The organism is Streptomyces sp. NPDC001415 (assembly GCF_053597395.1).
On sequence record NZ_JBSFIE010000028.1, the window covers coordinates 20,009 to 45,426 of the forward strand.

General features: G+C 71.9%; 15 protein-coding genes. 5 read left to right on the forward strand and 10 right to left on the reverse strand.

All coding sequences use genetic code 11. The features are described from left to right. Positions 1-27: 27 nt before the first annotated feature. Positions 28-534, forward strand: a complete 507-nt coding sequence (locus ACWC2B_RS28850; RefSeq protein WP_450721620.1) for a DUF6912 family protein — start codon at positions 28-30, stop codon at positions 532-534. A 68-nt stretch (positions 535-602) separates the two neighbouring features. Further along, positions 603-1,298 carry an HAD family hydrolase gene (locus ACWC2B_RS28855; RefSeq protein WP_450721622.1) on the forward strand — a complete coding sequence of 232 codons (696 nt, stop codon included), beginning with the start codon at positions 603-605 and terminating at the stop codon, positions 1,296-1,298. A 235-nt stretch (positions 1,299-1,533) separates the two neighbouring features. Here the strand turns inward: ACWC2B_RS28855 and ACWC2B_RS28860 are convergent, their stop codons facing one another. Then, the gene (locus ACWC2B_RS28860; protein ID WP_450721624.1) at positions 1,534-2,100 is read right to left on the reverse strand and encodes a DJ-1/PfpI family protein; all 567 of its coding nucleotides are present in this window, start codon (positions 2,098-2,100) and stop codon (positions 1,534-1,536) included. A gap of 461 nt (positions 2,101-2,561) precedes the next feature. Between ACWC2B_RS28860 and ACWC2B_RS28865 the strand changes: the two genes are divergently transcribed. Next, positions 2,562-7,553, forward strand: a complete 4,992-nt coding sequence (locus ACWC2B_RS28865; RefSeq protein WP_450721626.1) for an NAD-glutamate dehydrogenase — start codon at positions 2,562-2,564, stop codon at positions 7,551-7,553. Between the two features lie 72 nt (positions 7,554-7,625). Here the strand turns inward: ACWC2B_RS28865 and ACWC2B_RS28870 are convergent, their stop codons facing one another. The 4 genes from ACWC2B_RS28870 to ACWC2B_RS28885 all read right to left on the reverse strand — a co-directional run bounded on the left by ACWC2B_RS28870 (position 7,626) and on the right by ACWC2B_RS28885 (position 12,811). Beyond that, positions 7,626-9,386 (reverse strand): serine/threonine-protein kinase, encoded by a 1,761-nt coding sequence (locus ACWC2B_RS28870; RefSeq protein WP_450721734.1) that lies wholly within the window; start codon positions 9,384-9,386, stop codon positions 7,626-7,628. A 272-nt stretch (positions 9,387-9,658) separates the two neighbouring features. Continuing rightward, entirely contained in the window at positions 9,659-10,951 is a 1,293-nt protein-coding gene (locus ACWC2B_RS28875) for a glycosyltransferase 87 family protein (RefSeq protein WP_450721628.1), read from the reverse strand. 158 nt (positions 10,952-11,109) lie between these two features. Beyond that, entirely contained in the window at positions 11,110-11,919 is an 810-nt protein-coding gene (locus ACWC2B_RS28880; RefSeq protein ID WP_450721630.1) for an ABC transporter ATP-binding protein, read from the reverse strand. Further along, entirely contained in the window at positions 11,912-12,811 is a 900-nt protein-coding gene (locus ACWC2B_RS28885; protein ID WP_450721736.1) for an ABC transporter permease, read from the reverse strand. Before ACWC2B_RS28885 ends, ACWC2B_RS28880 begins: the two co-directional genes overlap by 8 nt. Positions 12,812-13,004: 193 nt before the next feature. On the opposite strand from ACWC2B_RS28885, the gene ACWC2B_RS28890 reads away from it, so the two are divergent. Beyond that, entirely contained in the window at positions 13,005-13,637 is a 633-nt protein-coding gene (locus ACWC2B_RS28890) for a TetR/AcrR family transcriptional regulator (RefSeq protein WP_450721632.1), read from the forward strand. A 178-nt stretch (positions 13,638-13,815) separates the two neighbouring features. Here ACWC2B_RS28890 and ACWC2B_RS28895 read toward each other — a convergent pair whose 3' ends face one another. The 5 genes from ACWC2B_RS28895 to ACWC2B_RS28915 all read right to left on the reverse strand — a co-directional run bounded on the left by ACWC2B_RS28895 (position 13,816) and on the right by ACWC2B_RS28915 (position 23,277). Next, entirely contained in the window at positions 13,816-16,065 is a 2,250-nt protein-coding gene (locus tag ACWC2B_RS28895; RefSeq protein WP_450721634.1) for a bifunctional glycosyltransferase/CDP-glycerol:glycerophosphate glycerophosphotransferase, read from the reverse strand. A 186-nt stretch (positions 16,066-16,251) separates the two neighbouring features. Then, complete coding sequence (locus tag ACWC2B_RS28900) at positions 16,252-17,133, reverse strand: carbohydrate ABC transporter permease (protein WP_450721636.1); 882 nt, start codon at positions 17,131-17,133, stop codon at positions 16,252-16,254. A gap of 70 nt (positions 17,134-17,203) precedes the next feature. Continuing rightward, positions 17,204-18,556, reverse strand: a complete 1,353-nt coding sequence (locus ACWC2B_RS28905) for a carbohydrate ABC transporter permease (RefSeq protein ID WP_450721638.1) — start codon at positions 18,554-18,556, stop codon at positions 17,204-17,206. A 7-nt stretch (positions 18,557-18,563) separates the two neighbouring features. Further along, positions 18,564-19,961: an ABC transporter substrate-binding protein gene (locus ACWC2B_RS28910; RefSeq protein ID WP_450721640.1), complete on the reverse strand. Its 1,398-nt coding sequence runs from the start codon at positions 19,959-19,961 to the stop codon at positions 18,564-18,566. A gap of 232 nt (positions 19,962-20,193) precedes the next feature. Continuing rightward, on the reverse strand, positions 20,194-23,277 hold the full coding sequence (locus ACWC2B_RS28915) for an FtsK/SpoIIIE domain-containing protein (protein ID WP_450721642.1): 3,084 nt from the start codon (positions 23,275-23,277) through the stop codon (positions 20,194-20,196). A gap of 399 nt (positions 23,278-23,676) precedes the next feature. On the opposite strand from ACWC2B_RS28915, the gene ACWC2B_RS28920 reads away from it, so the two are divergent. Continuing rightward, on the forward strand, positions 23,677-25,335 hold the full coding sequence (locus ACWC2B_RS28920; protein WP_450721644.1) for a serine/threonine-protein kinase: 1,659 nt from the start codon (positions 23,677-23,679) through the stop codon (positions 25,333-25,335). Positions 25,336-25,418: the final 83 nt, after the last annotated feature.

Below are 25,418 nucleotides of genomic sequence, written 5' to 3' on the forward strand. Positions count from 1 at the left end.
GGGACGACGAGAAGAGAGCGGTCTGTCATGCGCGTCTACGTACCCCTGACCATCTCGGGTCTTGCGGCGGCACACCGTGCGGGAGAGCTCGGCCCCGGGCCGCTCACCGCCTACGCCGTCACCCCCGGCCTGCGCGAGTGGTACGTCTCCGACGACATCGAGGAGCTGGAGTACGCGGCGCTCAGCCGGGCCGCGGCCGCCTCGCTGCGGCTGCTCGCCGGAGCGCCCGGCACGGCCAGGCGCCGGGTCGTGATCGCCGTGGACGTGCCCGACAACACCGTGGCCGCCGACCCCGACAGCGCCCTGGACACGAGCTCCCTGGGCGAGGTCCGGATCGCCGCCGCGGTGGCGCTGGCCAAGGCGGCCGCCGTGCACGTCGACGCCGAGGACGCGGTGGCCGATGTGACGGCCGCGGCGGACGCGCTCGGCGCCGCCGACCACGGCGACGACGACGCCCAGTTCACCGTGGACGGGGCCGAGGACCACGAACTGCTCTGGTTCGGGGTGCAGGAGATCCCCAATCTGATCGCCTGAGCTACCGCCTGACCTGCGGAAACGGCTGCGTACGGTCGATTGTCGGTGGGGGTGGGTACCGTTTTGGCATGGGGAACGGCAGGCAGGACACGGGGAAGCGCCCGACGCATCTCGTCTGGGACTGGAACGGCACGCTGCTCGACGACAACGCGGCGATCATCGAGGCGACCAACGCCGCCTTCGCGGAGCTCGGCCTGGAGCCGATCACGCTGGAGCGGTACCGCGATCTGTACTGCGTGCCGATACCCCGGTTCTACCAGCGCCTGATGGGCCGCCTGCCCACGGACGCCGAGTGGCTGGTCATGGACGAGGCCTTCCACCAGCAGTACTGGGCACGGGCGGACGCCTGCGGGCTCACCGAGGGCGCGGCCGAGCTCCTCGCGGCGCGCTGGGCGGCCGGGCTCAGCCAGTCGCTCCTCTCCATGGCGCCGCACGAACACCTGGTGCCGATCGTGCGGCGGCACGGCATCACCGAGCACTTCGTACGGGTCGACGGACGCACCGGGCCCTCCCACGGCAGCAAGGCGGAGCACATGGTGCGCCACCTGACCGCGCTGCGTGCCGCGGACCCGGAGATATCCGGCGAGCGGGTCGTGGTGATCGGGGACGCCGTCGACGACGCGGTGGCAGCGTCCGCGGTGGGCGCGGCGGCCGTGCTGTTCACCGGCGGCTCCCACAGCCGGGCCAGCCTCGCCGCGGCGGGGGTGCCGGTCGTCGACTCCCTCGCCGAAGCGGTGGCCGTCGCTGAGGAGCTGGTGGGCTGAGAGCCTGTGTCTAAACCCCGCCCGGGCCCGCGGCGTCTGGCACGCACGCTCGCCGCGTTGCCGAAACGCCCTAGTAGCTCCGCTACGAGAGCCTTCCGGCGCCTTGCGATCGCACGCACCAGACGCCGCGGTCTGATCCGGACGGGGTTTAGACACAGGCTCTGAGCGGCGTACGGCACCGGCGCTCCCCGCCGAGGCCGTGGCCGGCGCGGAGGAACTGGCCGGCCGAGCCGGGTTACGTCACCGGCGCCTTGGCCCGCAGCACCGTCAGGAACTCCCGCATCCAGCGGGAGTGGTCCGGCCAGGCGCGGGCGGAGACCAGGGTGCCGTCCACCACCGTCTCCGCGTCCTGGAAGCTCGCGCCCGCCGTCTGCATGTCCAGCTCAAGCGCGGGATAGGCGGTGACCCGGCGGCCGCTCAGGCCGCCGATCGCGGCCGTCAGGAGCGGGCCGTGGCAGATCTGGGCGACCGGCTTGTCGGTGTCGAAGAAGGCCTTGAGGATCTTCCTCAGCTCCGGGTCGTTGCGCAGGTACTCGGGGGCCCGCCCGCCCGGGATCACCAATGCGGCGTACTGGCCGGGGTCGACCTCCGAGAAGGCCAGATCGGCGGGCCAGGTGTAGCCGGGCTTCTCCGTGTACGTGTCGAAGCCGGGCTCGAAGTCGTGGATCACGAACCGCAGCTTCTTGCGGGCCGGGGCCGCGATGTGGACGTCGTAGCCCTCCTCGCGCAGGCGCTGGTACGGGTAGAGGACTTCCAGGGATTCGGCGGCGTCGCCGGTCACGATGAGGATCTTGGCTGCCATGAGTGCACTCCCTCTCAGGGGGCTGGAGCTCAGGTGGCTGGAGGTCGATCGCACATGCGGATTCCGTACCGTCAACCTGCCCGCGCGGCGCCGGTTTGCCAAGAGGGCTCGTTCTTGCCGCCACGTCGCTGTCCAGAGTGTCAAACTTCGGGCCCAGCTTTTGTACACATAAGGCTCATGACGGTTCCGGGGGAAGGGGCGATAGCCTGGACCCGTGATCAGCGCGATATGCCGCGGAGGCACTGACGCCTCTGCCCTGCGCCCGGAGCAGCATCCTGCCCGGGCAGTCGCTGATTCCCTCCACCCGGAATCAAGGCCCGAAGCCACAAAATTGGCCGGTAAGCGCCCGGGTATCTCTCATCGCGGCATAGCGTCGACACCGACCGGACACCCCGCGTCGTGGCGTCGCGTCGCTTCTTTCCCCTACGTCACGCAACGGCGCGCGACAGGAGCCAGAGGACATGCAGACCAAGCTGGACGAAGCCAAGGCCGAGCTGCTCGCGCGGGCGGCCCGGGTAGCTGAGAACAGCCCGGCCGGGGGGCCCGGAGGCCTGGGGGACACCCCCCGGACCGACCGGGCAGCCACGACCGGGGCCACGAGCGAGGAAGGTCCCGACCAGGGCGTCCTTCTCGGGTACCTCCAGCGCTACTACCTGCACACCGCTCCCGAGGACCTGGCCGACCGCGACCCGGTCGACGTCTTCGGCGCAGCGCTCTCCCACTACCGCCTCGCGGAGAACCGGCCGCAGGGCACCGCGAACGTCCGGGTGCACACCCCGACCGTCGAGGAGAACGGCTGGACCTGCAGCCACTCCGTCGTCGAGGTCGTCACCGACGACATGCCCTTCCTGGTCGACTCGGTCACCAACGAGCTGTCCCGGCAGAACCGCGGCATCCACGTCGTGATCCACCCGCAGGTCGTCGTGCGCCGTGACCTCACCGGCAAGCTCATCGAGGTCCTCGACACCGGCGCCCAGACCGCCGAGCTGCCGCACGACGCGCTCACCGAGTCCTGGATCCACGTCGAGATCGACCGCGAGACCGACCGCGCCGACCTGAAGCAGATCACCGCCGACCTGCTGCGCGTCCTGTCCGACGTACGAGAAGCCGTCGAGGACTGGGAGAAGATGCGCGACGCCGCGCTGCGCATCGCCGACGAGCTGCCCAAGGAGCCGAAGGCCGGCGACCTGCGCGACCAGGAAGTCGACGAGGCCCGCGAGCTCCTGCGCTGGCTCTCCGACGACCACTTCACCTTCCTCGGCTACCGCGAGTACCAGCTCACCGACGACGACTCGCTGTCCGCCGTCCCCGGCACCGGTCTCGGCATCCTGCGCTCCGACCCGCAGCACGGCGAGGACGACGGCCACCCCGTCTCGCCGTCCTTCAGCCGGCTGCCCGCCGACGCCCGCGCCAAGGCCCGCGAGCACAAGCTCCTCGTGCTGACCAAGGCCAACAGCCGCTCCACCGTGCACCGGCCGTCCTACCTCGACTACATCGGCGTGAAGAAGTTCGACGAGCAGGGCAACGTGATCGGCGAGCGCCGGTTCCTCGGCCTGTTCTCCTCGGCCGCCTACACGGAGTCCGTGCGCCGGGTGCCGGTCGTGCGCCGCAAGGTCGACGAGGTCCTCAAGGGCGCCGGCTTCTCGCCCAACAGCCACGACGGCCGCGACCTGCTCCAGATCCTGGAGACCTACCCGCGCGACGAGCTGTTCCAGACCCCGGCCGACCAGCTGCGCTCCATCGTCACCTCCGTCCTGTACCTCCAGGAGCGGCGCCGGCTGCGCCTGTACCTGCGCCAGGACGAGTACGGCCGCTACTACTCGGCGCTGATCTACCTGCCGCGCGACCGCTACACCACGGGCGTACGGCTGCGGCTCATCGACATCCTCAAGGAGGAGCTCGGCGGCATCAGCGTCGACTTCACCGCCTGGAACACCGAGTCGATCCTGTCCCGGCTGCACTTCGTGGTGCGCGTCCCGGCCGGCACCGAGCTGACCGAGCTCACCGACGCCGACTCCGACCGCATCGAGGCCCGCCTCGTCGACGCGGCCCGTTCCTGGGCCGACGGCTTCTCCGACGCGCTGAACGCCGAGTGCGGCGAGGAGCGCGCCGCCGAGCTGCTGCGCCGCTACGGCCACGCGTTCCCCGAGGGTTACAAGGCCGACCACTCGCCGCGCGCGGCGGTCGCCGACCTCGTGCACCTGGAGCAACTGACCCACGGGCGCAACGACTTCGCGCTCTCCCTGTACGAGCCGGTCGGCGCGGCCCCCGGCGAGCGCCGCTTCAAGATCTACCGGATCGGCGAGCAGGTCTCGCTGTCCGCGGTGCTCCCGGTGCTCCAGCGCCTGGGCGTCGAGGTCACCGACGAGCGGCCCTACGAGCTGCGCTGCGCGGACCGTACGCACGCCTGGATCTACGACTTCGGCCTGCGCATGCCGAAGAAGACCAACGGCAACGGCGACTACCTGGCCGACGACGCCCGCGAGCGCTTCCAGGAGGCCTTCGCCGCGACCTGGACGGGTGCCGCGGAGAACGACGGCTTCAACTCCTTGGTGCTGCGCGCCGGCCTCAACTGGCGCCAGGCGATGGTGCTCCGCGCCTACGCCAAGTACCTGCGCCAGGCCGGCTCCACGTTCAGCCAGGACTACATGGAGGACACCCTCCGCGACAACGTCCACACCACCCGGCTGCTCGTCTCGCTCTTCGAGGCGCGGCTCTCGCCGGACCGCCAGAAGGCCGGCACCGAGCTCATCGACGGACTCCTCGAAGAGCTCGACGGGGCACTCGACCAGGTGGCGAGCCTCGACGAGGACCGCATCCTGCGCTCCTTCCTCACCGTCATCAAGGCCACGCTGCGTACCAACTTCTTCCAGAAGACGGCAGAGGGCACGCCGCACGCCTACGTCTCGATGAAGTTCGACCCGCAGGCGATCCCCGACCTGCCGGCGCCCCGCCCGGCGTTCGAGATCTGGGTGTACTCGCCGCGCGTCGAGGGCGTCCACCTGCGCTTCGGCAAGGTCGCCCGAGGAGGCCTTCGCTGGTCCGACCGGCGTGAGGACTTCCGCACCGAGATCCTCGGCCTGGTCAAGGCACAGATGGTCAAGAACACCGTCATCGTGCCGGTCGGCGCCAAGGGCGGCTTCGTCGCCAAGCAGCTCCCCGACCCGTCGGTGGACCGCGACGCCTGGCTCGCCGAGGGCATCGCCAGCTACAAGACGTTCATCTCGGCGCTGCTCGACATCACCGACAACCTGGTCGCGGGCGAGGTCGTCCCGCCGGCCGACGTGGTCCGCCACGACGAGGACGACACCTACCTGGTGGTCGCCGCCGACAAGGGCACCGCGACGTTCTCGGACATCGCCAACGACGTGGCGATCAGCTACAACTTCTGGCTCGGCGACGCCTTCGCCTCCGGCGGCTCCGCCGGATACGACCACAAGGGCATGGGCATCACCGCCCGCGGCGCCTGGGAGTCCGTCAAGCGGCACTTCCGCGAGCTCGGTCACGACAGCCAGAACGAGGACTTCACCGTCGTCGGCGTCGGCGACATGTCGGGTGACGTGTTCGGCAACGGCATGCTGCTCTCCGAGCACATCCGCCTGGTCGCGGCCTTCGACCACCGGCACATCTTCATCGACCCGAAGCCGGACGCGGCCGTCTCCTACGCCGAGCGCCGCCGCCTGTTCGACCTGCCGCGTTCCAGCTGGGCCGACTACAACAAGGAACTGCTCTCGGCGGGCGGCGGCATCCACCCCCGCACCGCCAAGTCGATCCCGCTGAACGCCCACATCCGCGAGGCCCTCGGCATCGCACCCGGCGTCACCAAGCTGACCCCGGCCGACCTGATGCAGGCCATCCTCAAGGCCCCGGTCGACCTGCTGTGGAACGGCGGCATCGGTACGTACGTGAAGTCGTCGGCGGAGTCCAACGCGGACGTCGGCGACAAGGCCAACGACGCGATCCGCGTCAACGGCGAGGACCTGCGCGTCAAGGTCGTCGGCGAGGGCGGCAACCTGGGCCTGACCCAGCTCGGCCGGATCGAGTTCGACCGCAAGGGCGGACCCGAGGGCCAGGGCGGCAAGGTCAACACCGACGCCATCGACAACAGCGCGGGCGTGGACACCTCCGACCACGAGGTGAACATCAAGATCCTGCTCAACGCCCTGGTGGCGGACGGCGACATGACCGTCAAGCAGCGCAACAAGATCCTCGCGGCGATGACCGACGAGGTCGGCCACCTGGTGCTGCGCAACAACTACGCGCAGAACGTGGCGCTGGCCAACGCGGTCGCGCAGTCGCCCTCGCTGCTCCACGCCCACCAGCGGTTCATGCGCCGCCTGGGTCGCGACGGCCACCTGGACCGGGCCCTGGAGTTCCTGCCCAACGACCGCCAGATCCGTGAACTGCTCAACAGCGGCAAGGGCCTCAGCCAGCCCGAACTCGCCGTGCTGCTGGCGTACACCAAGATCACGGTGGCCGACGAGCTGATCCACACCGGCCTGCCGGACGACCCGCACCTGGCCAAGCTGCTGCACGCCTACTTCCCGCAGCAGCTCCGCGAGAAGTTCACCGAGGCCGTCGACGGGCACGCGCTGCGCCGCGAGATCATCACGACCGTCCTGGTCAACGACACCGTCAACATCGGCGGTTCGACCTTCCTGCACCGGCTCCGCGAGGAGACAGGGGCCTCGCTCGAAGAGATCGTGCGGGCGCACGCCGCGGCCCGCGAGATCTTCGGCGTGAACGGGGTGTGGGACGCCGTCGAGGCGCTCGACAACAAGGTCGCCGCCGACGTCCAGACCCGCATCCGGCTGCACTCGCGCCGTCTGGTCGAGCGCGGCACCCGCTGGCTGCTCAACAACCGGCCGCAGCCGCTCCAGATCGCCGAGACGATCGAGGACTTCTCGACCGGGGTGGCCCAGGTCTGGGACGCGCTCGCGAACCTGCTGCGGGGCGCCGACCTGGAGTGGTACCAGGGCATCCTGGACGAGCTGACCGGCGTGGGCGTGCCCGAGGAGCTCGCGCGACGCGTCGCCGGGTTCTCCTCGGCCTTCCCGGCGCTCGACATCGTGGCCATCGCGGCCCGTACCGGCAAGGAGCCGCTCCAGGTCGCCGAGGTCTACTACGACCTCGCGGACCGGCTGCGGATCACCCAGCTCCTGGACCGGATCATCGAGCTGCCGCGGGCCGACCGCTGGCAGTCGATGGCGCGCGCGGCCATCCGCGAGGACCTGTTCGCGGCGCATGCCGGGCTGACCCAGGACGTCCTGTCGGCAGGCAACGGCGCGACGGCGCCGGATCAGCGCTTCAAGGCGTGGGAGGAGAAGAACGCGGCGATCCTGGGCCGTGCCCGCACCACCCTGGAGGAGATCCAGTCCTCCGACGCGTTCGACCTCGCGAACCTGTCCGTCGCGATGCGGACCATGAGGACGCTGCTGCGCACGCACAGCTGACACGCACCCCGCTGAAAGGGCGCCTGCCGTTGAACGGTGGGCGCCCTTTCGCCTGTCAGTGCCTCGACCCGGCTACTGGCCCGCCTTCCACAGGGTCAGGGTGCCCTCGTAGGTCGGGACGTGGCTCGTGCTGCTGTCCGGGGTCACCTTGGTGATCTTCCACATGGCCACATTGCCCTTGGACGTGACGGTGCACATCGCGTCGCCCGCCTTGATGACGGCGTCCCCGGCCATCGCCTTGCCGTCCTCGGTGGACGGCAGCGGGTTCTGCAGGGCGCCCGCCCGGCACTGCTCGGGAGTGGGCCCCGAGGCCTTGCCCATGGCCCGGGTGAAGTCCACCCGGTCGTCACGGAACTCCAACTCCTCGTCCGACGAGTCGAGTTTGCCGGTCGGGTCGACCGTCGGGGCATCGAAGTCCACCGAGGTGTGGTCGAGCGAGGACGGAGTGCGCACGGTGAGCGGCTTGTCCTGGAAGACCACGGTGTACGTGGCGTCGGCGGGCGGCGCCTCGGGGCTGCCCGAGGAGTCGTCGGCCGGCGTGGCCGTATCGGCCTCGCCGCTCGAAGAGGCCTTCGGGGCAGGGGAGTCGGACGGCTTGTCGTCCTTGGCGGCGCTGTTCTTCGCGCTGTCGTCGCCCTTGTCGCGGGTCAGCCACACCGCCGCGCCGGCGCCCGCCCCGAGGGCGACCACCAGCGCCACCGCGATCAGCACGGTGCGCCCGCGCCGCTTGCCCGGAGCCTGCGGCGCGGCCGTGCCGTGGGCGGGCGGCGGCTGATGGCCGTACGTTCCGTTGAACCCCGGCTGCTGCGCGGGCGGTGCGTACGTCGGCGTGTATCCGGGGGCCTGCCCGGCGGGCGGGCCCTGCGGCATCGCAGGGGGCACCGTCGGCTGCTGCGGAGGCGCGGCCGGGGCGGGCGGCGGGGGTGAGGCCGCCGCCTGTTCGCTGCGTACGATCTCGGCGGCGACCGGGGCGGGCAGCCAGCCCGCGAAGTCGCGCAGCGGGCGGCCCGCAGCCTGCTCGCACAGCGGGGTGAGCTCGGCGGGGGTAATGCGCTGCGCCGGGTCGGCCGCGAGCGTGCACTCCAGGAGCGGGCGCAGCTCGTCGGGGTAGCCGCTCAGGTCCGGCGGGCGGTGCGCGGAGTTGGCGATCTGCGCGGCGACCGTGATGGCGCCGCCGTTGCCGTAGGGGTGCCGGCCGGTCGCGGCGACGGCGGCTATGAGGCCGAGCGAGAACACGTCGGTGGCGGGCGTGAGTTGCTCGCCGAGCGCGTGCTCGGGCGACATGTACTGCGGGGTGCCGATCATGCCGCCGCTCGCCGTGAGCTGGGTGGCGTCGGCGGCCCGGGCGATGCCGAAGTCGATGACGTACGGGCCGCCGGAGCCGAGCAGGATGTTGCTGGGCTTCAGGTCGCGGTGGATGACCCCGGCCGCGTGGATCGCGGTCAGCGCCTGGGCGGCGCAGCCGATGAGCTGGAAGACGGCGGGCAGCGGCAGCGGGCCGAACCGGTTCAGGGCGTCGTGCAGCGCGAGGCCCGGCACGTACTGGGTGGCGAGCCAGGGGCGGTCGCCGCTGGTGTCGTGGTCCACGACCGGCACGATGTGGTAGCCCTGCACGCGGCGGGCCGCCTGCACCTCCTGCTCGAAGCGGCGCCGGAATTCGCTGTCCTGGCCGTACTCGCGGCGGATCACCTTGAGTGCGACCGGCTGGCCGCCGCGGGTGTGCGAGAGGTAGACCGTCCCCATGCCGCCCTCGCCGATGCGGGCGAGCAGCTGGTAGCCGGCGGTCTCGCGCGGGTCCTCCGGCCCGAGCGGGCCGAGTGTGTCGCCGAGGATGGGTTCCTCCTGGGTGCTGGGTTGCGGCTGGGTCGGGTGACATCAGGGGTGATTCCCCCGGCCCTGTGGCGCCGGCCCCTCCAACCCCTTTGAAAGTAAACGGAGTTGAGGGCGAGGCGCGCTGGGGGGCTTGCGCCTGGCCCTGCCGACGTCGTGGCCCGGGATCTCGCTCGGATCGTCCGCGCGCGGTGGCGGGAAACGCGTGTCCGGCACCTCGGCCCCCCTGGTCACCCGGTGAACTGCCGGTCGGATCCGGCCAGTTGGGTCAGAGACTAGCGCGCCCCGCTGACAGGGGTGGTCGGAGTTGTCGAGGAGGTGACGGTGGCCGTCCACAGCCTGCGGCACGAGACCAGCGCCGCCGCGAGCAGCAGCGCGTTGCGCGCGGCCATGATCCCGGTGCCGAGCGGGGTCGTGGCCATGACCTCGCCGTACAGGCAGGGAAAGGCGAGTGCGCTCAACGCGGTCGCGGGGAACAGGAGTTGGGCGACCGGGCGCTGGGTGGTCTGGCGCGAGGTGAGGCAGACGGCGGCCAGGCCGAGCAGCCAGATCAGGTACTGGGGGCTGATCACCCGGCTGGTCACGGTGAACAGGAGCACCGCGCACAGCGCCGCGTCGAGCGGCACCGCCACCGTCCAGCGCCGGGCGCGCACGCGCCAGAACACCAGCCAGGTGAGCGCGAGTCCGGTCAGGGCGAGGCTGAGAGCGGCGAGCGCGGAGACGTACGGGCCGGTGAACTCCATGGCTCCGTACCGGTAGACGACCTGGCAGGGGTGGTCGGCGATCAGGTGGGCGAGCTGGAGCGCGGTGCCGCCGAGGGATTCGATCTGGATGCCCCGGCCGCTCTGCTGCCGGGCGAAGTCCAGGGTGTGGTCGAAGACGAGGGCGAGCACGGCGAGGAGGGCGGCCGCCGAGCCGAGCGCACCGAGCAGCGCGCGGCGGGCACCGCGTACGGGCGGGGCGCCGACCAGCGTGAGCAGCGGCCACACCTTGACCAGGGCGCCGAGCCCCGCGAGCGCGCCGCCGAGGCCGGGCCGACGGCGCAGCGTGAGCAGCGCACCCACCGCGAGCGCGGTGACCTGCACGTCGTAGCGGGCGTACGGGATGTGCAGGAGCAGCGGGAGGCCGCACACCCAGAGCCAGGCGCCCGCCGCACTGCCGCCGGGGCGGGCGCCGGCCCTGACCAGCGCGCGGGCGATCAGCGCGTCGCAGCCGACGGTGACGGCGGTGAAGGCCTGGAAGAAGGTGAGGAAGGGGAGGAGCGCGGGGGCGAGCAGCACCGCCGCCGCGCCCGGCGGGTACTGCCAGGTGGGGTCCCCGAAGGGGAAGGTGCCCGTGCCGAGCTGCTCGTACCAGCGCCGGTAGAGGCCGTACACCTCGCCGGTCACGCCGCCGACGCCGAGCCGGTCGGTGACCAGGAGATGGAGCATCACGGCGCGGGTGGCGAGCCAGCCGGCGACGAGTGCGGCCGACCGGGTACGGCGGCCGAAGGCACCCGGGTCGGGCGCGGGCGCCGGGGCTGGGATGCGGAGCCGGGCGGGCGGCGGGGGCATCTGAGAGGGCGTCATCGCGGGAATTTTATGCGTGATTTCCGCTTATGTGCATTTTGTCGCAGCCTCGGGAGGTACCCCGGCAGGGCTCTGAGAGGCGCTCCGACAGGGGGATGCGGGGCGGCCCGGCGGCCGCCCCGCACACCCCCGGGGCCGGTCGCGTACCAGCGGGCGGGTTACTTCTTCTTCGTGAACCGCTCGTACGCGGCGATCACCTCGGCCGTCGGTCCGTCCATCCGCAGCGTGCCCGACTCCAGCCAGAGCGTCCGCTCGCAGGTCTCCTTGATCGAGGCGTTGCTGTGGCTGACCAGGAAGACGGTGCCGGCCTCCTGGCGCAGCTCGTTGATGCGCTCCTGGCTGCGGCGCTGGAACCGGGCGTCACCGGTGGCAAGGGCCTCGTCGATGAGCAGCACGTCGTGGTTCTTGGCGGCCGCGATGGAGAAGCGGAGCCGCGCGCTCATGCCGGAGGAGTACGTGCGCATGGGGAGCGAGATGAAGTCGTCCTTCTCGTTGATCCCGGAGAAGTCGACGATGTCGTCGTAGCGCTCGCGCACCTCCTCGCGGGACATGCCCATGGCGAGCCCGCCGAGGGTGACGTTGCGCTCGCCGGTCAGATCGTTCATCAGGGCCGCGTTCACGCCGAGCAGCGAGGGCTGGCCCTGGGTGTAGATCTTGCCCCGGGCCGTCGGAAGCAGCCCCGCGACCGCCTTGAGCAGCGTCGACTTGCCCGAGCCGTTGGAGCCGATGAGGCCGATCGCCTCGCCGCGCCGGGCCACGAAGGTGACGCCCTTGACGGCGTGCACCTCGCGCATGCCCGGGGTCTCCTTGCGCGAGACAATCCGGTTGAGCGCGGCGGTGGCCCCGCCCCTGCCCTTGGATCCAGTCCCGTTGACCTTGTAGACGATGTGCACGTCGTCGACGATCACGGTCGGCTCGCCGAGCGCCGACCGCTCGGTCCCCGCGTCCCGGGTGAGGGTCTCAGCCACGTCCGTACTGCTCCTCTGCCTTCCAGAAGTAGATGAAGCCCGCGGCCAGTGCGACGACCGCCCAGCCGCCGGCCACCGCCCACACATGCGGGGGCAGCTTGTTCGCGTGGAAGCTGCGGATCATCGAGAACCGCACCAGGTCGATGTAGACCGCCGCCGGGTTGAGCCCGAGCAACTGGCCCACCAGGGGGTCCATCTTCTTGAGCTGCGGGCCCAGGTTCCACATCACGCCGGACATGTACATCCAGGTACGCAGGATGAACGGCATCACCTGGGCGATGTCCGGGGTCTTCGCCGTGATCCGGGCCATCACGAGAGACAGGCCCGTGTTGAACATCGACTGCAGGACCAGCGCCGGGACCAGCAGCAGCCACGAGACGCCGGGCAGCTGGCCGAAGCACATGATGATGATCGCGAGCGCGGCCAGCGAGAACAGGAGCTGCTGGAGCTGCTGGAGGGCGAGCGATACGGGCAGCGAGGCGCGCGGGAAGTGCAGCGCGCGGACCAGGCCGATGTTGCCGGTGATCGCGCGGGTGCCCGCCATGATCGAGTTGGCCGTGAAGGTCCAGATGAACACGCCCGTGACCAGCCACGGGATGTAGTCCGGTGTGCTGCCCTTGTTGCCCATCAGGACGCCGAAGATGAAGTAGTACACCGCCGCGTTCAGGAGCGGCGTCATCAGCTGCCAGATCTGGCCCAGCTTCGCCTCGCTGTACTGCGCGGTCAGCTTGGCGGTGGCGAACGCGGTGATGAAGTGGCGCCGGGCCCACAGCTGCCGCACGTATTCGGGCAGCGAGGGGCGGGCGCCGCTCACCTTCAGGCCGTACTTCTCGGCCAGCTCCGCCGGGCTGAGGCCCTGGTCGTCGGTGGACCGGGCGGACTGCACCGGGATGGAGGCCGATGGTGCTGCGGTCTGGCGCGCAGCTGCGGTCTGGCTCACTACGGTCGCTTTCGCCGGGGGATCCCGGGAGTCTTCCCGGGGCGAGGATCACTTGCGACGGAACGGACCCGTATCGTCGCTACGGCGAGAGTAGGACGCTCCACGTCGCAACGCAACCGTCTCGTCGCAACGCTATGCTCAAGGCATGACCAAGACGGACCCGGAGATCCCCGCGAACCGCCCGCAGCCGCGCCGTGCCCCCGCCGGCGCCGCCGTGCTGCGCGAGGACGTGACGGACGCCATCCGGGCGGCCGTCTTCGAGGAGCTCGCCGCGGTCGGCTTCGCCCGGATGTCCATCGAGGGCATCGCGCGCCGCGCGGGGGTCGGCAAGACCGCCGTCTACCGCAGGTGGAAGTCGAAGCTGAGCCTGGTCCTCGACCTGGTGTCGGCCTTCGCGGAACAGGGCCTCCCGGTGCCGCACACGGGCTCCCTCTACGGGGACATCCGCGCGCTGCTCGCGGTCGCCTCGCTCGCCCTGCGCCACCCGATCGCCTCGCAGGTCATCCCCGACCTGCTGGTCGAGTCCGTACGCCACCCGGAGATCGCGGACGCGATCAAAGCCGCGCTGCTCGACGGGCAGCAGGGGGTTGCCGCGGTGGTCGTCCGCGAGGCCGTCGAGCGGGGTGAGCTGTCGCCGGGGGCGGACCCCGACCGGGCGCTCGATCTGATCGTGGGCCCCCTGTACTGGCGGCTGGTCGTCGTCAAGGGGGCGCTGCCGAAGGGGTATCTCGACGATCTGGCCACGTCGGCGGTTGCCGCGCTCAAGGCTGTCGCCTAGCTTTCAGAGGGCTTCCGCGCCCCGTTTCGTCGGCTGCGGGCCTGTGGGGGCTGGTCGCTCCCCCAAGTTCTCGGCTTCGCTCGAACAGGGGGGACCCCCATCGCGGCGGAGCCGCACGTGCCACAGCCCCGCGCCCCTGAAAGGGGCGCAGCGGTACCCCCACCTCAGCGGCAGGCTCTCAACACCCGGCCCGGGAATCCATCGTCGCGGGGGTGAACTCCCTTCCCCGTGCGCGCTGTTCGGGTACCTTCCGGGCCGCCGGGTACAACCCCGTGTCGCCCAGGAACACGCGGCGCACCACCCTTTCCGCCGCGTGACCGTCGTCGTACGGGCAGAAACGCGTGCGGAACGCGGCGCGCAGCTGGGCCGAGCGGGAGCCGCGCCAGTGGCCGGTGGTGAAGATGTCGATCAGCTCGTCCTCGGTGCGCGCGACCGCGCCCGGCGGGCAGCTCCGCAGGTCGAAGTAGGTGCCCCGGGCCGCATCGAACGCCTCGCGGTCGTCGTCGAGGATCACGATCGGCCGGTCCAGGTTGGCGTAGTCGAACATCAGGGACGAGTAGTCCGTGATCAGCGCGTCCGAGACCAGGAAGAGCTCCTCGACCGACGGGTGTCCCGTCACGTCCAGGACGCGGGGCAGCGGGGTCCGGCTCAGCGGCGCCCGGTAGGCGAAGTGCGCGCGGGTCAGCAGGAAGAACTCCGGGCCGAGCGCGCGGCCGAGCCGCTCCAGGTCCAGCGGAAGGCGCTGGCTGCGGCTGTAGTCGCGGTACGTCGGCGCGTACAGGACAACCGTGGACTGTCCCGGGATGCCCAGCCGTTGGCGCAGCCGGGCCGATTCGGCGGGGGTGGTGCGCCGCAGCACGTCGTTGCGGGGGCTGCCGTATTCGAGCGTGGTGTACGCGGCCGGGAAGGCGCGCTCGCCGGTGAGGGTGGCGTGCCGGTTGGCCGACAGGACGAAGTCCCACTTGTCGGCGTCGGCGAGCAGGCGGGCGAAGTCGGTGCCGCGCGAAGCCGCCGGACGGTCCGTCAGATCCAGGCCCACCCTCTTGAGCGGCGTCCCGCGGTGGGTCTGGATGAGGATCTGGCCGGGGCGCTTGACCAGCCGGTGGTCGAACTCGACGTTGTTCACCAGGTACTTGGCGCGGGCCAGCGCCGACCAGTATTCGAAGCTCTCCGGCCGCACCAGACGGGTGGCCCGCGGCACGGTCGCGTCCTGCTCGGGCGTGGTGATCCAGGCGGTCCGCATCCAGGGGGCGAGTTCGCGGAGCTTCGCCTCGACGGCGGCCGGGCCGCACGCGTAACCGCGGTTCCAGTACGCGGCGAACACGGCGAGGTTGTCGCGGACCGGCAGGCGCAGCTGGACGCGGTAGTGCAGCCAGAGCGCGGCCGAAAGCGCCGGGCGCGCCACGGCGGCGGCGAACGCCAGGGTGCGGGCGGGCAGCACGCGGATTCCCCGCAGCACGCGGTGGGCGCGGTACGTGCCGAAGCGGACCCCGGCGTCGCGCAGCCCGGCCGCGCCCGGCACGCGGTGGCGGCCGTAGTGGGCGCGGGCCAGGCGGAAGAACTCGGCGCGGGTGCGCGCGGCCAGGCCTGGCGCGGTGAGGACGGTGGCGCAGGCGGCGGCGAGGTGGTCGGCCATGCGGCGCGCGAGTACCGGGCGCCAACCGCTCAGCGCGGGGCGGGAGCCGACGAAGTCGAAGACGCGGTCGTACTGGGGGAAGAGGTCGAAGTGACGCCCGGGCGCGGCGCCCGGGCCGCGCCGTCTGCGGTGGTGCACACAGACCCGCTGCAGAGTGCTGAGCGAACCCGCCGTGAGGAGCGCCGCGTACGACCAGTAGGTGTCCGTGTGCCGGCCGGGCGGGAAGGCGAGCCCCTCGCGCTCGATGAACTCCCGCCTGTACACCTTGTTCCAGGACGGAGACGGCTGCATCAACAGGGCCGGGCGATCGGCCAGTTGGAAGGAGACGGGGCCGGACTCGGTGAGGTGCGGGGGCAGCGGGAGGCCCTCCGTCTCGCCCGACCAGTGCGTGTGGGCGTGGCCGAAGACCAGGACGTCGGGATCGCCGGAGGCCTTGAGCCGGTCGGCGATGTCGCGCAGGGCGTGCGGGGCGAGAGTGTCGTCGCCGTCGAGGAACAGCACGTACTCGCCGGTGGCACGGGTGAGCCCGGCGTTGCGGGCGGGGCCCGGGCCCTGGCCCGGGTCGGCGGGGTCCGGGGGCAGGTGGACGGCGACGACCCGGGGATCGCGGGCGGCGAACTCGTCGATGATCTCGCCGCAGGAGTCGGGGGAGCCGGCGTCGACCGCGATCACTTCCAGGTCGAACGCCGGGCTCTCGTCACTCTCGTACGTCTGACTCAGTACCGATTCCAGACAGGCGTGAAGCCAGGCCTGGAGCTTGTACGCGGGCACGATGACGCTGAACCGGGGCAACGGACATCCTGGGGGCGTGAGAGGCACGGGCGGATGGCCCGTGAACGTCCGAAGGAGTGATCCGGTTACGCCGACGGTGCCGTCCGGCGTAGTCGCGCGATCATGCGCTTGACGTGGTGTCATGCGGGCGCGCGGCCGTGATCGTTCGATCGGGTGATCACGTGATCAAGTCCGTTGTGCGTACGGTCACTTCACCGCGCCGGCCATCACCCCCGACACGAACTGCCGCTGGAAGGCGAAGAAGACGGCGAGCGGGATGACCATCGAGACGAAGGCGCCCGGGGCCAGCACGTCGATGTTGTTGCCGAACTGGCGGACCTGCTGCTGCAGGGCCACCGTGATCGGCGGGTGCTTGGAGTCGGCGAAGATCAGCGCGACCAGCATGTCGTTCCAGACCCACAGGAACTGGAAGATGCCGAGCGAGGCGATCGCCGGGCCGCCGAGCGGCATCACGACACGGGTGAAGAGCCGGATCTCGCCCGCCCCGTCGAGCCGGGCCGCTTCGAGCAGCTCCCTCGGGATCTCCGCGAAGAAGTTGCGGAGGAGGAAGATCGCGAAGGGTAGGCCGAACGCGACGTGGAAGATGATCACGCCGATCGTCGTCTCGAAGATGCCGACCTGCCCGAAGAGCTTGGCGACCGGCACGAGGGCGACCTGCACCGGCACGACCAGCAGGCTCACCACGACCATGAACCACCAGTCGCGGCCCGGAAAGTCCATCCAGGCGAAGGCGTAGCCGGCGAGCGAGCCGATGACGACGACCAAAACCGTGGCCGGGACGGTGATCGTGACCGTGGAGAGCAGGGAGTTGGTGATCGTGCTGTTGTCCAGCAGGTTCGCGTAGTTGTGGAAGGTGAGCTGGGACGGGTCGGTGAACGTCCTCCACCAGCCCGTCGAGGCGATGTCGGAGGGGCTGCGCACCGAGGAGAGCAGCAGCCCGACGGTCGGCATCAGCCAGAACAGGCCGACCAGGATGAGGAACACGCGCAGCACGCCCCCGCCCGTACGCGACGCGATGCGCGCGGGCAACGACTGCCGGGCCTTGACGATCCCTTCGACAGCGGTCATCGCCTGGCCTCCTCGCGCCTACACCGGACAGTGCTGTGCCGTCCCGGGCGACGACCGCCTCCACGGGCCCTCATCGCTTGGCCTCCCTGCGCATGCGCCGGATGTTGAAGAGCATCACCGGGATCACGAGGAGCAGCAGCAGGACGGCGATCGCGCTGCCTATGCCCAGGTCCGCCTCGGTGCCGAAGGAGGAGCGGTAGAGCTGGAGGGCCAGGACGTTCGCGTCGGCCTGGCTGGAGCCGGGCGCGATGATGAAGACCAGGTCGAAGATCTTCAGGACGTTGATCATCAGCGTGACCAGGACGACCGCGAGCACCGGCGCGAGCAGCGGCACGGTCACCCGGCGGAACACCTGCCACTCGTTCGCGCCGTCCACGCGGGCGGCTTCGAGGAGTTCGCGCGGCAGCCCGGCGAGCCCTGCCGCGATGAGCACCATCGCGAACCCGGCCCACATCCAGATGTACGAGCCGATGATGGCCGGGGTGACCAGCGTGGGGCCGAGCCATTCGACACCGTTGTACGGCTCGTGGAAGTTGCTTTCGGGGAGACGGAGTTGGGCCCCGTCGGCCGAGGCCGGCAGGGTGAACGTCCCGTCCGTGGCGGCGGTGGCCGAGGCGACGACCTTGTTGTCCTTGACGGCCTCGACCTTCATGCCCTTGAGGCCGAGCTCCTTGGCGTCGATGACGTTCGGCCGGCCGCCGCCGCCCTTGGTGAAGTCGAGCCAGACCGTGCCGGTGACCTTGCCCGGGTCGGTCCTGGCGGGCTTGGCGGTCCCGGCCGACGTCGGCATCTTGTCGGCGGCGACTCCCACGAGGGGCAACAGGGCGGGCTGCCCGACGTGCACGGCGTCCCGGGTGATGAAGGTGCCGCCGCCCCCGTCCTTCAGCGAGGCGCTGGGCAGCGGATGCGCCTTCGGGTAGCCGGCCGACTCGGCGAACGTGTCGTGCACGCCCACCACCACGGCGTTGGCGACCCCGCGCGCCGGGTCCTGTTCGTACACCAGCCGGAAGATGATGCCCGCGGCGAGCATGGAGATCGCCATCGGCATGAACACGATCAGCTTGAACGCCGTTCCCCAGCGCACCCGTTCGGTCAGTACGGCGAAGATCAAGCCGAGGGCGGTGGCGATCGTCGGGGCGCAGACGACCCAGATCGCGTTGTTCTTCACCGCGGTGCGGATGGTGTGGTCGGTGAACAGCGTCTTGTAGTTGTCGATTCCGGCGAACGAATGGCCGGACTGATCGAAGAACGATCGATAGATCGAGAATCCGATCGGATAGACCACGAGCGCACCGAGCAGCACGAGCGCGGGCAGCAGGAAGGCTGCCGCGATCCACTTGCGGGTACCGGTGACGCTCTTGACGGTCCTGGGCGCGGGCGGTGTGGCGGGAGGCGGGGCGCCTCCCGCCGTGGCGGTCGTCATCGCCGGATCAGCTCTTGAACGCCGCGGCCGCGTCGGCCTCCAGCTTGGACTGGGTGCCCGCGATGTCGGACGGGTTCTTCAGGAAGTCCTGGAGGTCCTTCCACTCGCCCTTGCCAGGAGTGCCGCCGAAGGACTGCGGCGCCTGGTCCGACATGTCGAAGCGCACGTTGTCACCGGCCGCGATCAGCGACTTGGCGATGTCGCGCTGCACGTCGTTGGGGTACGCGCCGAAGTTCAGGGACTTGTTGGGCGAGACGAAGCCGCCGGCCTTCGCCCAGATCTCCGCCGCGTCGGTGGACGCGAGCCACGTGAGCAGTGCCTGGGCGCCCTTGGTGTCCTTCAGGGCCACGGCCGCGTCGCCGCCCGTCACGACCGGGGCCTTGTCGCCCACGGCCGGGAACGGGAACGCCTTGGCGTCGGTGCCGATCTTGGCGGAGGTCTGCGCGATGTTGACGGCGGCGAAGTCGCCCTCGAAGACCATGCCCGCCTTGGGCTGGTCGCCGCCGGTGAAGGTCTGGGTGACGGAGGCCGGGAACTCGGTCTGGAGCGCGCCGTTGGTGCCGCCCGCGATGAGGTTCGGCTTGCCGAAGAGCTCGGCGAGGGTGGTGAGCGCGTCCTTTACGGACGGGTCGGTCCACTTGATCGCGTGCTTGGCCAGCTGGTCGTACTTCTCGGGCCCGGCCTGGGACAGATACACGTTCTCGAACCAGTCGGTCAGCGTCCAGCCGTCCGCGCCGCCGACGGACACCGGGGTCACGCCGGAGGCGGAGATGGTGTCGGCGGTGCTGAGGAAGTCCTTCCACTTCGCGGGCACGCTGACGCCCGCGTTCTGGAAGACCTTGGTGTTGTACCAGACCAGGGACTTGTTGGCGGCCTTGAAGTAGACCCCGTACTGGGTGCCGTCGACCGAACCCAGGTCCTGCCACACCTTCGAGTAGTTCGCGGCGAGCTGCGTCTTGGCCTCGGGCCCGGCGGGCTTGGCCCACTTCTTCGCCACGGCCTGCTGGATCGCGCCGACCTGGGGGAGCATCGCGACATCGGGCGGGCTGCCACCGGCGATCTTCGTGCCGAGGAAGTTGACGATGGGGTCCTGGGCGGGCACGAAGGTGACGGTAGCCCCGGTCCGCGCCTCGAACTCCTTGAGCACCTTCACGAAGTTGGCCTGCTCGGGCCCCGTCCACACGGCCGCGACCTCGATCTTCTCCCCGTCGAGCTTGGGGAGTTGGACACCGCCGCCCTTGGACGCGGAGGTCGAGGCGCTGGCGGACGGCCCGCTCTTCTTCCCGTCGTCGCTGCTGCACGCGGCCGCGCCGAGCGCGAGGCTGCCGATGGCGAGGGCGGAAATCAGGGTGCGACCTGTCGTCGTGGTGCGTGTGGTGGTGCGGCCTGTACGAGTGCTGCGCATGCGTGCCCCGTCTCTCCCGTGCGCGTACGAACCGCCGCGCCCGGTGACGCAGGCGCCGCCGCTCTCGTCCCGTGCGACAGTCCTACGCCGGGTGCGGGGGCGCCGCAATACCGCCTTCGCTGTCAAATTGATGATCGTGATGGGCTTGTGACGTTGGGTGTCGCGGGATGTCCCAACTGCCTCCCTTTGCAGCCGGGTTGATCCACTGGGGCCGCACGCGGCGGCCCCGCCGTCACGGCAGCGGCGGCACCGAGGGCGCGTTGACCAAGGACGCCGCGCGGTCGAGGGCGCTGGCCAACAGGGCCAGGTCGGTGGGCCCGTTGCCGAGCTCGCGGACGGGCCGGCGGGCCGGCGGGTCGCCCATCCGCTCCCACTCCAGGACCACGACGGTGGGCCGCTGCGTCGCGGTGCGCGGTATGCGCCCGGTGACCCGGCCGCCCTGGAACGGCACGGACACCCCCTCCGCCTGGTGCAGCCGGCCCCTTCCCGGGGACGGCTCCTCCGGCGAGGGCGATGCGGGCGGCGGGTCGAGGACGACGCGGTGCCGGGCGCCGCGCGCGAGCTCCGTGTCGGCCGTGCGGTCGGGCCGGGCCGAGGCGGCCACGAGGTGCACCCCGAGCCGCTCGCCCTCGCGGGCCACCGCCTCCAGGGCCCGTACGACCGAACCCGCGGCCGGCCGGCCGGGACTGCCGAGGGCGGGCGCCACCAGCGCGTCCAGATCGTCGACCAGGACGACCAGGCGGGGCAGCGAGGACCCCTCCTCGGTGCGGCTGCGGGCCACCGGGCGCAACCGCAGGGTGCTGCTGCCCGGCGGATCGAGGTCGCCCCGGCTCTCCACGGCGGGCGCCTGCCGCTGCCCGACGATGCGCCCGGCGACCTCGCGCTGGGTCTGCCACTCCGCGAAGCCGAGCCCGCCGAGCACCTCGGCCCGGCGCTTCAGCTCGGCCCCGAGCGCCTGCGCGAACTCCCGCATCCGTACGGGGTCGGAGGCGATCAAGTGGGTTGACACATGCGGGAGTTCGGTACAGGGACGGAGGCCCTCGCCGCGTTCGCCGCCCGCGCCGTCGACCAGGATCAGGCCGAGCCGGTCGGGCCGGGCGCCCGCCGCGAGCGAGGCCGCGACGGCCCGCAGCAGCTCGGTGCGGCCACTGCCGGGCGGCCCTTCGACCAGGAGGTGGGGTCCGTCGGACGCGAGGTCCACGCCGACCGGGCCGCGCGGCCCGGTGCCGAGCACGACCGCTCCGTCCGGTGCCGACTCCCAACGGGCCATGAGGGACGCCGGGGTGGCCCGGGCGAGCCCCAACTCGTCGAGCAGACGCGAGGTTTGAGGCAGTGAGGAGGCCAGCCGCCCGGCCGAGGCCGCCGTCCCGTCGCCGGTGCGCAACGGGGCCAGCGCGCGGGCGAACCGCTCGGCCCAGGCGCGCGACACCGCGTCCACGATGGCCACCGTGCCGTGCCCGGCGGGCCGCCCGCCCGCGATGCGCAGCAGCCTCAGGGCGGTGGCCACATCACCGCTGAGCAGCGCGACCGCCCCGCACTCGCGGAACGCGAGCGAGGCCGCGCACGCCGTCTCGTACGTCGCCGCGACCGGGGAGGCGGCGGATGCGGGCGGGGTCTCGGCGAGGCACAGCAGATGGATGCCGGCCGCCGCGCCCGCCGCGGCGAGGCGTGCGGTGGTCTCGCGCAGCGGGGCCGAACCCGGGTCGCCGTCCACGACGACCACCGTGAGCGGGCCCTCGTAGCGGGCGGCCGCCTCGGCCACCGCAGCGCGGTCGGCCGAGGCCCAGCCCGGGCCGAGCGGGCCCGCGTCGAGCCGTCTGACCAGCTCGGCGGTGCGCGCCGTCGCCTGATCGCGGTCGTAGGCGAGGAGCAGCCGGCAGTCCTGGCCGTGCGCCGGGCGGACCTGGGGGAGCCAGCCCAGCCAGTCCCACTCGGCGGTACGCGCCTGGAGGGGGCGCGCCCTGTCCGTACTGATGAGGACGATCTCCAGGGTGGTCGGCGCGTGCAGCGCGGCCAGCTGGGCGATCGCCGAGCGGGCGAGCCCGGCGAGCCGATCGCGCGGCCCGGCGAGCCCGAGCGAGCCCGCCTCGCGCAGCCCCACCGTGACCGGCACGGCCGCCAGCTCGCCCCGGTCCGCGGTGCCGACCCGGATCGCGAGCGCCTCCGGATGACCGGGCTCGCGCTCCCACAGCCGGGGGCCGGGCCCGAGCGCGGTCAGGAGCAGCGCGGCCGGGTCGGGCCAGCTCTCCGGCGCGGGCTCGGCCAAGGGACGCTGCGGCTCGGCCGGCGCCTGCTCGGGCGCCACCTCGCCGCGCCCGCCGGTCAGCCGCCGGGCCCACGCCCCTATCCCGCCGCGCCGCCGGCCGCCGTCGGCATCCGCGCGGGCGTGCTCGACCTCGTCAGGACCGGGCAGGCCTTCGGGGAGCCGGGTGCCGCGCGTCGGCGTGCCCTGCCGCCTGCTCGGCGGCCCTGGTTCGCGGTGGTCGTCCCGCCCGTCGTGCCCGTACCCGGACGGCGCCCCGAGCGCGTCGAACCCGCCGCCGTACGCCTCCTCGGGCCCGCCCGGCGTAGCGACACGGTCCGGGGCCGCGCCGAAGAATTGGTTCGTCCCACCTGGCGGAGGGGTCAACTCCGTTACGGAACCGGCCTGTTCGGCTCCTGGCGTGCAGGGGGTCACTCGAAGGTGGCCCTCGCCGTCCGGCGTGGTGGCGAGCGAGGGCTCCGCCTCGGAGGCGCCGGGGGAGAGCCGCAGGGCCGATTCGCCGATCCGCAGCAGCGCGCCGGGGGCGAGCCGGACCGGCTGGGCGCCGATCTCCCGGCCGTCGAGGCGGGTGCCGTTCGTGGAGTTCAGATCGGCGACGCTCACCCGGCCGTCCTCGCCGACCGTCACCTCGCAGTGCTGGCGCGACACGTCCGGATCGTCCAGCGGGACGTCCGACTCCGTGGAGCGGCCGATGCCGATGCGGCCGCCGTGCAGCAGGTGGACGCCGCCCGCGTCGGGCCCCGCCACCACGTGGAGCCGGGCCGGGGCCGGGCCGTCGTGGGCCGGGCCGTCCTCGGCGGGGGAGGCGAGCGAGAGCACCGCCCCGTCCACCAGGGGTGGCTCGCCGAGGATGCGGCGCTGTGCGTCGAGCCGCTCGCGGCCCGCGTACAGCACCACGGAAGCGCCCGAGACCTCCGCGCCGGAGGCGGCCGAGGCCAGGCCGGACGCGACGGCCGCGAGTGCCGTCCCCGCCGGGGCGGTGACGAGCACGTCGCAGGCGCGCGCCGCGGTGTGGCCGCTGCGCGGCGCGAGGACGGTCAGCCGGATCTGCATCGCCTCGGCGGTCCCTTCTGCGCGGGGGTGCCGAGAAAGGGGAGAGCAGCCCTGTGATTCCCCCCACCCGGCACACAATTCGTGCTGAGGGCATCCTCGCACCTGCCACTGACAACACGCCCGTCGGCCACCTTTAATTGATCTTGATTGGTCGGCTCGGGACGCAAATGTGGACGTAAAAGTGGCTGGTTGCGACCGAGTGGGGCATTTCGAAGGGACGCCGGGCACGGCCGTTCGGCAACCTTCCGTGCGAAGACCGCGTCTTCCCTGGGAACCATGAGAAGACGGTGAACAACCTGGTGGCACCGACCCCACGACCCGTCGGCGCCGTCGGGAGCGGCACTAGAGTGGGCCGGAAACCCACACAGCAATGGACGCGAGCAGCAGGGAGCGCATGACGTGCGGCCGGTAGGCAGCAAGTACCTGCTCGAGGAGCCGCTCGGACGCGGCGCCACGGGCACCGTCTGGCGAGCCCGCCAGCGCGAGACCGCGGGCTCCGAGGCATCCGTCGCGGGCCAGCCGGGCGAGACCGTGGCGATCAAGGTCCTCAAGGAGGAGCTCGCCAACGACGCGGACGTGGTGATGCGCTTCCTGCGCGAACGCTCCGTGCTCCTGCGGCTGCGCCACGACAACATCGTGCGCACCCGGGACCTGGTCGTCGAGGGCGATCTGCTCGCCCTGGTCATGGACCTGATCGACGGTCCGGACCTGCACCGCTACATCCGCGAGAACGGCCCGCTCACCCCGGTCGCCGCGTCCCTGCTCACCGCGCAGATCGCGGACGCGCTCGCCGCCAGCCACGCCGACGGCGTCGTCCACCGCGACCTGAAGCCCGCCAACGTCCTCCTGGACGAGCGCGACGGCGCGATGCACCCGATGCTCACCGACTTCGGCATCGCGCGCCTCGCCGACTCCCCGGGCCTGACCCGTACGCACGAGTTCGTGGGCACGCCCGCCTATGTCGCGCCGGAGTCCGCCGAGGGCCGCCCGCAGACTTCCGCCGTCGACATCTACGGCGCCGGAATCCTGCTGTACGAGCTGGTCACAGGCCGTCCGCCGTTCGCGGGCGGCACCGCGCTCGAAGTCCTGCACCGCCACCTCAGCGAGGAGCCGCGCAGGCCCACCACCGTGCCGGCGCCGCTGTGGACGGTCATAGAGCGCTGCCTCAGCAAGGACCCGGAACGCCGGCCCAGCGCCGAGAACCTGGCGCGCGGGCTGCGCGTCGTCGCGGCCGGCATCGGCGTCCACTCCACCCCGGCCCAGGTCGAGGCGGCCGACGGCGTGGGCGCGCTGCTCGCGCCCGACCCGGCACCGGCCCCCGTCCCGGAGGCCCCGGGCGCGGCCGACCCCACCCAGGTCCTTCCGAGCAACGCGGCCTCGTACGACCCGGCGGCGCGCACCTCGGTCCTGCCGCAGACCGGCCAGGCCCCGAACGCCGACCCGACGGCCGTCCTGCCGCCGGTCCCGCAGGGCCAGCCGCAGCCGCAGGAGCCGCACCCCTGGCAGTCCCAGCTCCAGGCGGCGCGCGACCGCAACGAGCAGACCCAGGTCGGCTACCTGCCCCCCGAGCAGGATCCGCTGCGCCGCCGCCCGCACCGCCAGCAGCAGCCCCCGCAGGGCTACGGCCAGCAGCCTCCGCAGGGCTATGCCCCGCAGGGCCCGCCGCAGGGCCGCCCGCCGCAGCGCCAGCAGTACGCCCCGCCCCCGCAGCCCTACCAGCAGCAGCAACCGCAGCAGCAGTACGCGCCGCAGCGCCAGCAGTACGCGCCTCCGCAGCCCCCGCCGCCACAGCAGCCGCAGGCTCCCGCCCGTGAGCCGCGGGAGCCCCGCGAGCCGCGTCGGCGCAGCCCGAACCGGATGCGGATCCCGGGGCTCGGCTGCCTCAAGGGCTGTCTGTTCACGTTCCTGCTGCTCTTCGTCGCGGGCTGGCTGATCTGGGAGCTCACCCCGCTCCAGGACTGGGTCGCCCAGGGCAAGAGCTACTGGCAGGCCATCGGTGACGCGATTTCGACGGTATCCGGCTGGATAAAGAGCATCGGCGACTCCGGAAAGCAGTGAGTAAAGGGCTCTGCTCCGTCGGTCCGGGACGCGACTTCGTGGATTTGTCGACTTCCAGAGGGTGATTTCGGCGCCAGAAGTGA

Bases quoted from the DNA above. Each gene is read 5' to 3' on its own strand.
- ACWC2B_RS28850 (WP_450721620.1), top strand. From the start codon at position 28: ATGCGCGTCTACGTACCCCTGACCATCTCGGGTCTTGCGGCGGCACAC.
- ACWC2B_RS28915 (WP_450721642.1), bottom strand. From the start codon at position 23,277: ATGCAGATCCGGCTGACCGTCCTCGCGCCGCGCAGCGGCCACACCGCG.
- ACWC2B_RS28855 (WP_450721622.1), top strand. From the start codon at position 603: ATGGGGAACGGCAGGCAGGACACGGGGAAGCGCCCGACGCATCTCGTC.
- ACWC2B_RS28860 (WP_450721624.1), bottom strand. From the start codon at position 2,100: ATGGCAGCCAAGATCCTCATCGTGACCGGCGACGCCGCCGAATCCCTG.
- ACWC2B_RS28865 (WP_450721626.1), top strand. From the start codon at position 2,562: ATGCAGACCAAGCTGGACGAAGCCAAGGCCGAGCTGCTCGCGCGGGCG.
- ACWC2B_RS28875 (WP_450721628.1), bottom strand. From the start codon at position 10,951: ATGACGCCCTCTCAGATGCCCCCGCCGCCCGCCCGGCTCCGCATCCCA.
- ACWC2B_RS28890 (WP_450721632.1), top strand. From the start codon at position 13,005: ATGACCAAGACGGACCCGGAGATCCCCGCGAACCGCCCGCAGCCGCGC.
- ACWC2B_RS28910 (WP_450721640.1), bottom strand. From the start codon at position 19,961: ATGCGCAGCACTCGTACAGGCCGCACCACCACACGCACCACGACGACA.
- ACWC2B_RS28905 (WP_450721638.1), bottom strand. From the start codon at position 18,556: ATGACGACCGCCACGGCGGGAGGCGCCCCGCCTCCCGCCACACCGCCC.
- ACWC2B_RS28900 (WP_450721636.1), bottom strand. From the start codon at position 17,133: ATGACCGCTGTCGAAGGGATCGTCAAGGCCCGGCAGTCGTTGCCCGCG.